Below are 12,710 nucleotides of genomic sequence, written 5' to 3'. Positions count from 1 at the left end.
GGGTGAGGGGGCCAGGCACGCACCCAGGCGCGCGCACTACCGTGGGCGCATGAGCGGCGAATCCAACCTTCTGGGCGATTACGTACGTGCCCGCCGGGAGCTCGTCACTCCTGAACAGGCCGGCATCCCCTCCGTCGGCGTACGGCGGGTGCCGGGCCTGCGCAGGGAGGAGGTCGCGATGCTCGCCGGCATCAGCGCCGACTACTACCTGCGCCTGGAGCAGGGCCGCGACCGCAACCCGTCCGCGCAGGTGCTGGAGTCCCTCGCCCGCGTGCTGCGGCTCGACGACGACGCGACGGCCTACCTGCTGCGCCTCGGGGCGGGCGATCCCCGGCGGCGACGGCGGCGGCCCCGCAAGGAGAGCGTCCCCGCGGGCGTCGCCAAGCTCGTCGCCACGCTCGCGCTGCCCGCGTACGTGGAGGGCCGCGCCTTCGACGTCCTGGCCGCCAACGCGCAGGCGACCGCCCTGTCGCCGCGTCTCGTGGCGGGGCGCAACCGCCTGCGTGACGTGTTCCTCGACCCCGCCGAGCAGGCTCTCTACCCGGACTGGGAGGACGCCGCGCAGGGCATGGTCGCCGGCTTCCGCAAGTCCGTCGGCACCGACATCGACGACCCCCGGTTCGTCGAGCTCGTTGGCGAGCTCTCCCTCGCCAGCCCGCTGTTCAGCAGGCTCTGGGCCCGCCACGACGTGAACACCTGCGAAGGCACGCCCAAGCGCCTCGACCATCCCCAGGTCGGTGAGCTGTGGCTGAACCGGGAGAGGCTGGGCGTCAGCGGCGCGGCGGGCCAGACGCTCGTCGTCCTGCACCCGGACCCCGGCACCGGCAGCGCCGAGAAGCTGGCGCTCCTCGCCTCCGTCACACCGATCCCATTTCCCCTAAAATAACCCTGGAATTAGGGTTATTTGGAGGAGGGACGGCGGATGAGCCCCCGACTGCTCTGGTACATCCCCAACCAGGCCCGGCCCGGCCACCGGGGCGACGACGTCGTCGCCGGCCACAACAGCCTCGAAACGCTCACCGCCCAGGCCACGGCGCTGGAGGAGCACGGCTGGGACGGCGCGCTCCTCGGCACCGGCTGGGGCCGGCCCGACACCTTCACCGTGGCCGCCGCCCTGGCGGCGCGGACGACGACGTTCCAGCCGCTGATCGCGGTCCGGCCCGGCTACTGGCGTCCGGCCCACTTCGCCTCCGCCGCCGCCACCCTGGACCACCTCACCGGCGGCCGGGTGCTGGTCAACGTCGTCTCCGGCGAGGACAATCCGGCCGCCTACGGCGACGACGCGGCCGACCGGGACGCCCGCTACGCCCGTACCCGCGAGTTCATGCGGATCGTGCGCCGGCTGTGGACCGAGGAGGACGTCACCCACCACGGCGAGCACTTCCGCGTCACCGGCTCCACCGTGCAGCCGCGGCCCGCCGTCCGGGGAGCGCGCCGGCATCCGCCGCTCTACTTCGGCGGCGCTTCGCCCGCCGCCGAACGGGTCGCCGCCACGGAGGCCGACGTGCAGCTCTTCTGGGGCGAGCCGCTCGCCGACGTCGCCGAACGCATCGACCGCCTCAAGGGGCTCGCCGACCGGCTCGGCCGTACGCATCCGCCGCTGGAGTTCGGCCTGCGCGTCACCACCGTCGTCCGCGACACCACAGGCGAGGCGTGGGCGGACGCCGAGGACCGGGTCGCCGCGATGGCGCAGGGCCGCATCGCCCGCGACGTGAACTGGAACGCCGCCGCCGGCCAGCGACGCCTGCTGGACCTGGCCGAGCGGGGCGAGGTGCTCGACCGCAACCTCTACACCGCCCCCGGCCGGTACGGCGGCGCCGGCGCGGCCACCACCTGGCTGGTCGGCTCCGCCGCGGACGTGGCCGCGTCCCTGCGCGACTACCAGGCCCTCGGCATCACCCATTTCGTCCTGTCCGACACCCCTTACCTGCCGGAGCTCGTCCGCCAAGGCGACCGGCTCCTGCCGCTGCTGCGGCACAAGAGCCGGCACAACGGCGTGACCTAGGAGGAGGGACGGAGGCGGCGCTCGGCCGGTGGGATCAGCAGCACCTCCAGCGCGCGGGCGCAGGCCCGCGCGTGCGCGGCGAACCAGCCGATCCGCGCGTCGCTGATGACCAGCGGCGTGGAGCGTACGGCCAGCGCGTAGCGGGCGTGGTTGCGCCGGTCGAGCACCGGCACCGCGACGGTACGGATGCCGTCGCCGGACTCCCCGTCGTTGAGCGCGTACCCGGCCTCGCGCACGCGGTCCAGTTCGGCGCGGAGTTCGGCGTGGTCCACGATGGTGCGGCCGGTCAGCGCCCGCAGCGGGCCGAGCGCCTCCAGGTCGGCACTGCCCTCCGGGTCCCAGGCCAGCAGCACCTTGCCCAGCGCCGTGGAGTGCAGGGGGCGGCGCAGGCCGACGCCGCTGTCGGGGTTGAGCGAGCCGCCGCTCAGGATGACCGCGTGCCGGTCGTTGCGTACGGCCAGGTCCACGGTCGCGGAGGTGATCCGGGCCAGCTCCGCCAGCTCGGGGGCGATGCGGTGCAGGCCGCGCCGGTGGAAGGAGAGCTGCCCCAGCTCCGTGATCGACGGCCCGAGACGGTAGCGGCCGGTGCGGTCCTCCTGCTCCAGGAAGCCCGCGGCGGTCAGCGTTCTGGCCAGGCGGTGCGTGGTCGAGGTGGACAGCTCCATCCTGCGTGACAGGTCGGACAGGCTGAGCGAGGCGTCGCCGCCGCCGAAGCAGCCGAGCAGGCCGATCGCCCTGCGTACCGACTGGACACCGCCGTCTGCTGCCATGCGGGAAACTCCGTTTTCCGAGTAGGGAGAGCCGGGACCAGGTGGGGGCCGGTCCGGCCGGGAAGGCTTCCCGCATCGCGGGACATTCTTTGCATTCCCTACCAATTTACTAGCAAACTCTCCTCATGACCACAGCCGCACTCGACGCCATCTGGTTCACCCGCTGTCCCGTCCCCACCGCGACGGGCATCGCGGCCGACCAGGGCTGGCTGGCCGAGGAGTTCGCCGCCGACGGGATCGAGGTCCGCTCGCTGCAGGACGACGACCCCGGCGTGCCCCGCGAGACCCACTACACCCACGCCCTGACCGGCCTGTTCCGCGAGGGCGGCAACGTACCGGCGCTGTGGGCCCGCTCCCGCGGCGAGGCGACGAGGCTCATCGGGCTCACCTGGATCGAGGAGCGGCAGGCCGTACTGGTCCGCGGCGGCACCGCCCTGGAACACCCCGGGCAGCTCAAGGGCTTGCGGCTGGCGGCGCCCCGGCACCGCCTCGCCATCGACTTCTGGCGGGCCATGGCCCTGCGCGGCTTCCACGGCGCGCTGTCCCTGGCCGGGCTCGGGCTCGGCGACGCCGACCTGGTGGACGTCGAGGCCGAGCCCGGCGGCGGACAGTGGGAGGCGGAGCTGGCCGCGCTGGCCGCCGGCCGGGTGGACGCGGTCTACGTCAAGGGCGCGCTCGCCGTCGAGGCCGCCCTGCGCCACGGCGCGGAGGTGGGCATCGACCTGGACGCCGTGCCGGACCGGCGCGCCCGGATCAACAACGGCACCCCCCGTCCCATCACCGTGCACCAGCGCCTGCTGGACGAGCACCCGGAGGTGGTGACCCGCTTCCTGGCCGTCCTGCTGCGCGCCGCGGACTGGGCCGCCGGCCACCCCGCCGAGGTGGCCAGGATCCTGGGAGCCGAGACCGGCGCCGGCGCGGCCGGCGTGGCCGCCGCCTACGTCCCCGGCGCCTCCCTCCATCTCGACCTGTCCGCGGAACGCCTCGACCTGCTGGCCGAGCAGGAGAGCTTCCTGCGCGCCCACGGCTTCCTCGCATCGCCCGTGGACGTCACGGCCTGGGCCGACCACACCCCGCTCCAAGGAGTCACCCATGCGTAAACTGCTGCTCGCCCTTCCCCTCGCCCTCCTGGCCGCGGCCTGCGGCGGCACCGACAGCGGCACCGGCGGCGGCACCACCGCCGCCGGCCAGGAGCCGGTCGTCGTGCGCATCTCCGACCCCGGCAACAGCGGCTTCCTGGCCGTCGCCAAGAAGGACGGCAGCCTGGACGCCGCCCTCGCCAAGGTCAACGCCAAGGTCAAGTGGGCGGGCGACTTCTCCGTGTTCGCCCCGGCCGCGCAGGCCATCAACGCGGGCTCGCTCGACATCGCCACCGGCTCGATCACCTCGGGCGTCACCGCGCTGGCCGTCAAGCCCAGCTTCAAGATCTTCGCCACCGTCCCGCCCGACCTGGCGGGAGAGGGCATCGTGGTGAAGAACGGCTCGCCGATCAAGTCCGTGGCCGACCTCGCCGGGCGCAGCGTGGCCGTCGGGCACGGCGGCACCAGCGAGTACCTGCTGCTCAAGGCGTTGCAGACGTTCAACGTGCCGGTCGAGAAGGTCAAGCGGGTCTACCTGCTGCCGCCGCAGACCGCGCCGGTCTTCGGCTCGGGCGAGGTGGACGCCTGGTCCACGTTCTCCACCTTCCTCATCCCCGCCGTCACCCAGCTGGACGCCCGGATCCTGGCCGACGGCGAGGCGATCAAGTCCGACAACTACGTGATCTACGTGGCCGCCACCAAGCTGCTGCAGGAGCATCCGGAGGTGGTCAAGGCCCTGTTCGAGTTCATCAAGGAGGGCAGCGCCAAGGAGATCGCCGATCCGGCGGCGTACCTGAACGTCTTCACCCAGACGGGCCCGCAGGCCGTGCAGGGCAAGCAGAAGGACCTGGTGGTGGACATCCAGCGGAAGGGCAAGCCCCCCCAGGCGGTCACCGCCGCCGAGATCGCGAAATATCAGGACGTGGCGAAGTTCTTCCTCGACCAGAAGGTCCTCACCGCGCCGCTGGACGTCTCGCAGCACGTCGTGGACGTGACCACGCTCGGGAACGCGGCGTCATGAGCGTGGCCACCACCCGCACGGAGGCCGGCGTCGAAGGGCTCGTCGCGCCCGAGCCTCCGCGTTCGGCCGGCCGCCACCCGGCCGTCACGTTCGCGCTGCGCGCCATCGGCCCCGTCCTGCTGCTCACCGCCTGGTACGCCGCCACCGCCTCCGGCGTCCTCACCGAGGACGTGCTCGCCGGCCCGCAGGACGTCGTCAGGACCTTCGCCGAGCTGTGGGCCGACGGCCAGCTCCCCGAGGCGCTGCGCGTGTCGATCACCCGGGCCGGCCTCGGCCTGGTGCTCGGCGCCTCCACCGGGCTGATCCTCGGCGTCGTCTCCGGCTTCACCCGGCTCGGCGAGGAGCTCGTGGACTCCTCGATGCAGGCCCTGCGGGCCATCCCGTTCCTGGCGCTGACCTCGCTGTTCGTCGTGTGGTTCGGGATCGAGGAGGCGTCCAAGATCCTGCTGATCGGCGTCGCCTGCACCTTCCCCATGTACATCAACGTCGCCAGCGGGGTGCGCAACGTGGACCGCAAGGTCGTCGAGGCCGCCCGCTCGTTCGGCCTCGGCCGCCTGGCCATCGCCCGCGAGGTCGTGCTGCCGGGCGCGCTGCCCTCCATCTTCGCCGGGCTGCGGCTGTCCACCACGCTCAGCGTGATCGCGCTCATCGCCGCCGAGGAGATCAACGTGACCGCCGGGCTCGGCTACCTCATGGCCAGGGCCACCGACTACCTGCGTACCGACATCCTCGCCCTGTGCGTGCTGCTGTACGCGGTGATCGGGCTGGTCGCCGACCTGACCCTGCGGGTGGCCGAGCGGGTCACGATGCCCTGGCGCAGGGCGGTGAGCATCCGATGAGCCTCGCCGTACGGACCCGCGGGCTGCGCAAGGTCTTCGGCGAGCGGGCCGTGCTCGACGGGGTCGACCTGGACGTGCGGCGCGGGGAGTTCCTGGCGCTGCTCGGCGCGAGCGGCACCGGCAAGACCACGCTCCTGCGCATCCTCGCCGGGCTGGACGCGGCGAGCGGCGGGAGCGTGCTGGTGCCGCCGGTGCGCACGGTCGTCTTCCAGGAGCCGCGGCTCGTCCCGTCCAAGCGCGCCCTCGCCAACGTGATCATCGGGCAGGGCCGCGCCGCCCGCGCCAAGGGCCTGGCCGCCCTGGCCGAGGTGGGGCTGAGCAGCCACGCCGGCGCCTGGCCCGCGACGCTGTCCGGCGGCGAGGCCCAGCGGGTCGCGCTGGCCAGGGCCCTGGTACGCGAGCCGGAGCTGCTGCTGCTCGACGAGCCGTTCGCCGCGCTCGACGCCCTGACCCGGCTGCAGATGCAGGACCTGATCGCCGAGCTGTGCGCCCGGCACCGCCCGGCCGTGGTGCTCGTCACGCACGACGTGGAGGAGGCGATCCTGCTCGCCGACCGGATCGCGGTGCTGCGCGAGGGCGCGTTCGTCACGGACGTGCGGGTCGGGCTCGACCGGCCGCGCGACCGCACCGACCCCGGCTTCGTCGCCCTGCGCCGCCGGCTCCTCGCCGACCTGGGCGTGGACGCGGGGGTGAGATCGTGACGGCCACGGACTGGATCGGCGAGAACGCCGCCGCGCTGACCGAGCTCGCCGACCGGATCTGGGCCTACGCCGAGCCGTCGCTGCGCGAATGGCGCTCCGCTGCGGCCACCGCCGAGCTCCTGCGCGCGCACGGCTTCACGATCGCGTGGGGCACCGCCGGCCTGCCCGCCGCGTTCGTCGCCACGCACGGCGACCGCGGGCCCGTCCTGGGCTTCAACGTCGAGTACGACGCCCTGCCCGGCCTGTCCCAGCGGGCCGGCGTGGCCCGGCACGAGCCGGTCGCGTTCGAGGGCGACGCCTACGCCCCCGCCTACGGCCCCGGCCACGGCTGCGGCCACAACACCCTGGCGGCGGCGTCGGCGGGCGCGGCCATCGCCGCCGCCAGGGCCCTCGGGAACCGGGCCACGATCAAGGTGTTCGCGTCCACCGGCGAGGAACAGCTGGTCGGGAAGGCGTACGCGGTGCGCGACGGCGCCTACGACGGGCTGGACGCCTTCCTCGACTGGCATCCCTCCCCCGTCACCGGCACCGGCTGGGACGTCACCAGCGCCCTGTACTCGGCCACGTTCTCCTTCCTCGGCTCCCCCGGCCACGGCTCGAACCCGCTCGGCACCCGCAGCGGCCAGGACGGCGCGCTGCTGCTGGCGGACATGATCGAGCGCCTGCGCGCCGGCAACGTCGCCCCCTCCGGCCGCGTCAGCTACACGATCAGCGGCGGCGGCGCCCCCAACGTGACCCCCGACCTGCAGACGGTGTGGGTCTACGTCCGCGAGTCCACGCACGCCGCCGCCGCGACCCTCTACGACAAGGTCGTGACCTGCGCCCACGCCGCCGCTGCGGCCAGCGGCACCCGGCTGGAGCACCGCCTGGTCACCGCGATCAGGCAGGGGCTCGGCAACCGGGCGGGCGCGGAGCTGCTGCACCACACGATGAGCGAGCTGGGCCCGCCCGCGTTCACCGACGCCGACCACGCGTTCGCGCTGCGGCTGCAGGCCGCGATCGGCCGGCCCGCCGCCGGCCTCGCGACCGACGTGCTGCCGCTGCGTCCGCCCGCCGAGCCGGACCTCGGCGGGCCGTCCAGCGACACCTCCGAGGTGAGCTGGGCGGCGCCGCACCTCAGCCTGGTCGCGGCCGTGGTGCCGCTCGGGGTGCCGCTGCACTCGTGGGCGGCCACGGCCGCGACGGGCACCTCGATCGGGCACGCCGGGCTGCTGGCCGCCGCCCGCTACCTCGCCTCGGCGGCCGTGACGCTGGTCGAGCAGCCCGAGACGCTGGCGGCCGTCCGGCAGGAGTTCGAGGCCGCCGAACGGCCGCCCGCGCCGCTGCCTGCCGACGCCGAGCCGCCGTACCACCTGCCGCCACCCGAGTTCCTCGACGCGACGGGCCAGTCGCCGCGGCCTTCCCGGACGCCGCCCGTCTCCGCCGAACCCCTAGGAAAGATCTGACATGTCCGTCCTGTTCATCTCCGGCAGCCCATCGGCCGCCTCCCGCACCGCGCGTCTGCTCGACCACCTGGCCGATCGGCTGGACCGGCCCGCCACGGTCCTGCGCCTTCGCGACCTGCCCGCCGAGGCCCTGCTGCGCGGCGACACCGGCCATCCCGACCTGGCCCGCGCCACCGGGCAGGTGGCCGCGGCCGGCACGATCGTCGTCGCCACCCCGATCTACAAGGCGTCCTACACCGGGCTGCTGAAGGCGTTCCTGGACGTGCTGCCGCAGGGCGCGTTCGCCGGCAAGACGGTGGTGCCGGTCGCCACCGGCGGCACCGCGGCCCATCTGCTGGCCGTGGACTACGCCCTGCGGCCGGTGCTGAGCGTGCTCGGCGCGCGGCACGTCACGCGCGGCCTGTTCGTGCTCGACACCCAGATCGAACCGCTGGCGCAGGAGCTGCTCCCCCGTATCGACGCCCTGCTGGGAGAGGTACCGCTGGGGGCGGCGGCATGAGCACCCCGCGCTTCCACCTGGTCCTGCCCACCAGGAGCCCCGCCGCCGCCGAGCTGCCCGCCTTCGTCACCGACGTACGGCCCACGCTCGCCGACCCCGCCGGGCGGGCCGCCGCAGCCGCGGATCTGTCGGGGTGGGCGGGCGCGCTCGTGCCCTTCGACCCCGACGGGCAGGAGTCGCTCACCGTCGCCGCCGGCGCCCTGCGCCGCACCCGCCACCTGCGGGTCGTCGCCGAGTTCCACCCGGCCGTGGCCACCCCGGTCTACGCGGCCAAGCTGTCGGCGTCCCTGCAGCGTTTCTCCGCCGGACGGCTCGGCTGGCGGCTCGCCGTGGACGTGGACCCGGCCGTGGCCAGGGCGCAGGGCGACTTCCTGACCGGCGCCGCCCGTGCCAGGCGCGCCGGCGAGTTCCTGACCGTGGCCAAGGGCGTCTGGGGCGGCGGCCCGTTCGACTTCGCCGGCGACTTCTACGAGGTGGTCAAGGGCGGATTCGCCGCGCCGCTGTCGTCCTCGCCCTTCCCCGAGGTGCACCTGTCGGGCACCTCGCCCGAGGCGCTGGAGCTGTCGCGCCGCCACGCCGACGTGCACGTCTTCGCGGCCGGCGACGACCTGGCGGCCCTCGTCCCCGAACTGCCCGGCCTGCGCTACGGCGTGCACCTGCCCTCGATCGACGCCGCCGGCGAGTACGCCGCCCTCGGGGTCACCGAGTTCTTCCTCCAGACCGAGGACGTCTACCGCCTCGGCGAGCACGTGAAGGAGCGGGCTCTTGACCGTTGACATCTACTGGCGCATCCACATGGAGGGCGACCAGTCCTCGCTGCGCCGCCGGGTCCGCAGCCGCGGCGGTTTCGCCCCCGGCGGCACCGCCCCGGGCACCAGGGACGGCAGGGACGACGGCTACAGCCACGCCGACTACATGGCCGAGGTCGCGAGGGCCGCCGAGGACAGCGGCTTTGTCGGCGGGCTGCTGCCGAACTTCCCGCACACCGACGACCCGTGGGCCGCCGCCGCGACGCTGGCCCGCGAGACCACGTCGTACCGCTTCATGGTGGCCTTCCAGCCCGGCTTCCTGCATCCCGTCCAGGCCGCGAGGATGACGGCCACGCTGCAACGGGCCACGGGCGGGCGGATCGTCTACAACGTCATCTCCGGCGGCGGCGGTCCCGCGCAACTGTGGTGGGGCGACAAGGTCGACCACGACGACCGCTACGCGCGGACCTCGGAGTTCCTGGACGTGCTCAAGGGCGTCTGGCAGGGCGGGCACACCCATCACGGCCGCTTCTACCAGGTCGAGAACGCCGGGCTGCCGGAGGAGCTGCGCGGGCAGCCGTTCCCGGAGATCTTCTTCTCCGGCTCCTCGCCCGCCGCCATCGACGCCGCCGGCCGGCACGCCGACTACTACCTGTCGTGGCTGGAGCCGTTCGAGGCGCTGGCGGAGAAGTTCGACGCCGTACGCGCGCACAGCCGGACGCCGCCCCGCTTCGCCGTCCGGGTGGATCTGCTCGCCCGCGAGAGCGAGCAGGAGGCGTGGGCGGAGATCGAGGAGGGCTGGCGGGCCAGGCCGGGCGGGAGCGGCGGCGCGGAGGGGGACTCGGTCGGCGTGCGGCGCAGCCGCGCCTTCCTCGCCGACGCCGGTGACGACCCCCGCGCGCTGGAGGTCGCGCCCAACGTGTGGGGCGGGTTCAGCCAGTTGCGCGACGGCCCGGCCTTCGGCCTGGTCGGCGACTATCACCAGGTCGCCGAACGCCTCGACCAGCTCCTGGACCTCGGCGTGGACGCGTTCATCCTGGCCGGCATCCCGCATCTCGAAGAGGCCCGCCGCGTGGGCCGCCATGTTCTCCCGCTACTGAAAGGACGTACCTCATGACCACCAAGGTCGGCTTCTTCCCGCAGAACAACACGCTCTGGGTGGCCCGCCACCGCGACCTGCTGCCCGGCGTCGAGTGGGTGGACCTGAACGCCCTCGGCCGGGGCGAGCGCGTCGATCCCACCCGCGCCCTGCCCTCGGCGCACGGCGACCACCTGTTCGACGGCGGCTACGACTTCATCGGCACCGGCTCCACTCCCCCGGTCACCGCGCAGGCCAAGGGCCACGACATCGTGTACGTGGCGATCTCCGAGCCGCGCGTCGAGAACGGCCGCCTCGTGGTGCGGGGCGACTCGCCGATCGGCTCCGTGGCGGAGCTGAAGGGCAAGCGGGTGGCGCTCGGGCACGGCTCCTGGCAGACCACGCTGCTGCTGCTGGCGCTGGAGCGCGAAGGGCTCGGGTGGGGCGACATCGTCCCCGTGGACGCCTACGGCAACGCCGCCGAGCTGCTGGTGAACGGCGACGTGGACGCCTGGGTGGGCTCCTACCCGTACCTGACGCCGGTCGAGTCGCGCACCCGTACGCTCGTGGAGACCGACGGCCTGTTCAGCCACCGCTCGCTCTGGTTCACCCGCCGCGACTTCGCGCGGGAGCGGCCCGAGGAGCTGGCCGGGATCGTCGCCGCGCTGCAGCGGGCCGACCGCTGGACGGAGGAGAACCCGCGCGAGGCCGCCGCCCTGTTCGACGGCGACCTCGACGCCTGGGAGCACGCGCTGCGCACCCGCCCCTGGGGCCTGCACCCGGTCAGCGAGGAGTTCGTCGCCGAGCAGCAGCACGCCGCCGACCTCTTCCACGCCAACGGGCTCATCCAGCGGAAGATCACGGTCGCGGACGCGGTGCTTCCCGAGATCGGGGAGCTGGTGGCGCGCACCCGGTGAGGCTGAACGGCTGAGGCCGTCCCGGGTCATCGACCGGGACGGCCCTTCGCGTCACTCAGGACCGGTCGGATGGCCGCACGAAGGCGCACTGGGCGGTGGCGGCGGCGGTGGCGGTCTGGTCGCCGCCACCTGGAAGGTTACGGAATGTGACCTGCCACGCGGCACCATTCCCAATGGCGCTGTTGTACAGCGCCACGAGGTCGTTCGCGTTTGCCGAGGTCCAGCCTCCGCCGAGAACCCTCCTGCCGTCATCACATGTCGCGATGCTCGTGCCGGAGTCACCGTTCGCCAGAGTGACCGTGTTCCCTGTGACGCGCTCGTACCCGGCGACCGGCGCGGCCGTCGGCCGGGTGATCGGCGCCTCGTACCTGGAACTGTCGTCGGCGCGCTCCGGGCCCTCGCCGGCGATCGCCGGCGTCTGGAACGAGGCCGCCATGAGGGCTCCGGTGATCGCCGCGGTGGCCCAGGCGAATATGTGCTTTGGTGAGATCATCGTGCTTTCTTTTCTGTGAATGCCGCGATTTCGGCATACAGCAGATACCCATGTGACAGATGGGGACCATCTGCCTCAATCGATGACCTGGCAAAGGGTCGGCATTCCCGCATTTCGCCGTAAACCCCTGGGGGGTCACCAGGCGCTCGTCTCCACGGTGAGGGCCGGGATCAGCTCCTCGCGCAGGGCCTCCAGGAACACGACGATCTCGGCGGCGACCGAGCGGTGCTGCACGTCGTTGAGCAGGTCGTGGTGCGCATGGTCGGGACGCCGCGGGGGGGCGGGACAGTGGGTCCGGATGTCGAGCTCGTCCTCCCACCGGACGCCGGCCCGCGCGCCGTCATCGAGCCGGCCGATCGGTACCGGCGGCCGTACGAGGGGACCGACAACCCCCGGACGGCGATGGAGGCGTACCTCGCGTGGGAGTACGGCCTGGTCGAGCAGCTTGAACGGGACGGCACCCACCACTTCCGCGTGGTCGGGTGAGCCGTAATGGCACACTGGACGCGGATCGTGCACCGAGCCGCACGCGCACGCCGCCCTCCAGGTCCTCGTCGTGACCGCCGGGACGGTGGAGCTGGCGGATGCCCACCGCACCCGCCGGCGGGTGCGGGCGGCGATCATTCCGCCTCGCGCCAGGCACGCCGTACGCGGCGGCCCCGGTGCCCGCGCCGACCTGCTCTGTCTCGATCCGGCCGCGCTCGTACGCGCCTGGACGGCCCCGGGACGCATTGACGCGAACGGGAGAAAAGGATACGTTCCGGGAGATTTCACGGTTGTCCAAGGGAAATCCGGTGAGATGCCGGTGCGGACGCGCCACTGTATCCGGGACGTAGATCCCGGGAGCCAGGTCGCTTGGCGACCGTGACCTCGCAACATGGGACGCGTCACCCTGAGGAGGCTCACATGAGCGGGTTGTCCAGCCCGTCATCCGTTCCCCCGTCCATTCCCTTTCCGCGCCTGCGCCCCTGGCTGCTGGCCGTGCCCGTGCTGTTGCTCGTGGCGTACCTGGTCCTGATGGACAACGGCGCCATCTCCCAGACGGGGGCGTTCCTGCACGAACTCATGCACGACGGGCGGCATCTGCTCGGCGTGCCCTGCCACTAGGGGGCGG

The 12,710-nt window shown here is 73.4% G+C and carries 15 protein-coding genes; 14 read left to right on the top strand and 1 reads right to left on the bottom strand.

Annotation, left to right across the window (positions count from 1 at the left end; genetic code table 11):
* Positions 1–49: 49 nt before the first annotated feature.
* Positions 50–886: a helix-turn-helix domain-containing protein gene (locus SMD20_RS46930; protein ID WP_329594236.1), complete on the top strand. Its 837-nt coding sequence runs from the start codon at positions 50–52 to the stop codon at positions 884–886.
* A gap of 36 nt (positions 887–922) precedes the next feature.
* Positions 923–2,005: an LLM class flavin-dependent oxidoreductase gene (locus SMD20_RS46925; protein WP_329594234.1), complete on the top strand. Its 1,083-nt coding sequence runs from the start codon at positions 923–925 to the stop codon at positions 2,003–2,005.
* Here SMD20_RS46925 and SMD20_RS46920 read toward each other — a convergent pair.
* Entirely contained in the window at positions 2,002–2,775 is a 774-nt protein-coding gene (locus SMD20_RS46920) for an IclR family transcriptional regulator (RefSeq protein ID WP_329594232.1), read from the bottom strand. The genes SMD20_RS46925 and SMD20_RS46920 overlap by 4 nt on opposite strands.
* A 125-nt stretch (positions 2,776–2,900) precedes the next feature.
* On the opposite strand from SMD20_RS46920, the gene SMD20_RS46915 reads away from it, so the two are divergent.
* The 12 genes from SMD20_RS46915 to SMD20_RS46860 all read left to right on the top strand — a co-directional run bounded on the left by SMD20_RS46915 (position 2,901) and on the right by SMD20_RS46860 (position 12,703).
* Entirely contained in the window at positions 2,901–3,875 is a 975-nt protein-coding gene (locus SMD20_RS46915; protein ID WP_329594230.1) for an ABC transporter substrate-binding protein, read from the top strand.
* The gene (locus SMD20_RS46910; protein ID WP_329594228.1) at positions 3,868–4,875 is read left to right on the top strand and encodes an ABC transporter substrate-binding protein; all 1,008 of its coding nucleotides are present in this window, start codon (positions 3,868–3,870) and stop codon (positions 4,873–4,875) included. The genes SMD20_RS46915 and SMD20_RS46910 overlap by 8 nt, the downstream gene beginning before the upstream one ends.
* On the top strand, positions 4,872–5,714 hold the full coding sequence (locus tag SMD20_RS46905; RefSeq protein ID WP_329594226.1) for an ABC transporter permease: 843 nt from the start codon (positions 4,872–4,874) through the stop codon (positions 5,712–5,714). The genes SMD20_RS46910 and SMD20_RS46905 overlap by 4 nt, the downstream gene beginning before the upstream one ends.
* Positions 5,711–6,415 carry an ABC transporter ATP-binding protein gene (locus tag SMD20_RS46900; protein WP_329594224.1) on the top strand — a complete coding sequence of 235 codons (705 nt, stop codon included), beginning with the start codon at positions 5,711–5,713 and terminating at the stop codon, positions 6,413–6,415. The genes SMD20_RS46905 and SMD20_RS46900 overlap by 4 nt, the downstream gene beginning before the upstream one ends.
* Entirely contained in the window at positions 6,412–7,860 is a 1,449-nt protein-coding gene (locus SMD20_RS46895; protein WP_329594222.1) for a hypothetical protein, read from the top strand. Before SMD20_RS46900 ends, SMD20_RS46895 begins: the two co-directional genes overlap by 4 nt.
* Before the next feature lies 1 nt (position 7,861).
* Positions 7,862–8,359 (top strand): NADPH-dependent FMN reductase, encoded by a 498-nt coding sequence (ssuE, locus tag SMD20_RS46890; protein ID WP_329594220.1) that lies wholly within the window; start codon positions 7,862–7,864, stop codon positions 8,357–8,359.
* Positions 8,356–9,135, top strand: coding sequence for an LLM class flavin-dependent oxidoreductase (locus SMD20_RS46885; RefSeq protein WP_329594218.1), 780 nt, complete (start codon positions 8,356–8,358; stop codon positions 9,133–9,135). Before ssuE ends, SMD20_RS46885 begins: the two co-directional genes overlap by 4 nt.
* On the top strand, positions 9,125–10,225 hold the full coding sequence (locus SMD20_RS46880) for an LLM class flavin-dependent oxidoreductase (protein ID WP_329594216.1): 1,101 nt from the start codon (positions 9,125–9,127) through the stop codon (positions 10,223–10,225). The genes SMD20_RS46885 and SMD20_RS46880 overlap by 11 nt, the downstream gene beginning before the upstream one ends.
* A complete protein-coding gene (locus SMD20_RS46875; protein WP_329594214.1) occupies positions 10,222–11,103 on the top strand; it encodes an ABC transporter substrate-binding protein in 882 nt (293 codons plus the stop codon). Before SMD20_RS46880 ends, SMD20_RS46875 begins: the two co-directional genes overlap by 4 nt.
* Before the next feature lie 263 nt (positions 11,104–11,366).
* The gene (locus tag SMD20_RS46870; RefSeq protein WP_329594212.1) at positions 11,367–11,615 is read left to right on the top strand and encodes a hypothetical protein; all 249 of its coding nucleotides are present in this window, start codon (positions 11,367–11,369) and stop codon (positions 11,613–11,615) included.
* A 269-nt stretch (positions 11,616–11,884) separates the two neighbouring features.
* Positions 11,885–12,082, top strand: coding sequence for a hypothetical protein (locus SMD20_RS46865; protein ID WP_329594210.1), 198 nt, complete (start codon positions 11,885–11,887; stop codon positions 12,080–12,082).
* Positions 12,083–12,502: 420 nt separating this feature from the next.
* Positions 12,503–12,703, top strand: a complete 201-nt coding sequence (locus SMD20_RS46860; protein ID WP_329594208.1) for a CbtB domain-containing protein — start codon at positions 12,503–12,505, stop codon at positions 12,701–12,703.
* Positions 12,704–12,710 lie beyond the last annotated feature (7 nt).

Origin of the sequence: Nonomuraea sp. LP-02, assembly GCF_036289125.1 — a bacterium.
Classification (GTDB): domain Bacteria; phylum Actinomycetota; class Actinomycetes; order Streptosporangiales; family Streptosporangiaceae; genus Nonomuraea; species Nonomuraea bangladeshensis.
This window is presented reverse-complemented; position numbering and strand designations above follow the sequence as displayed.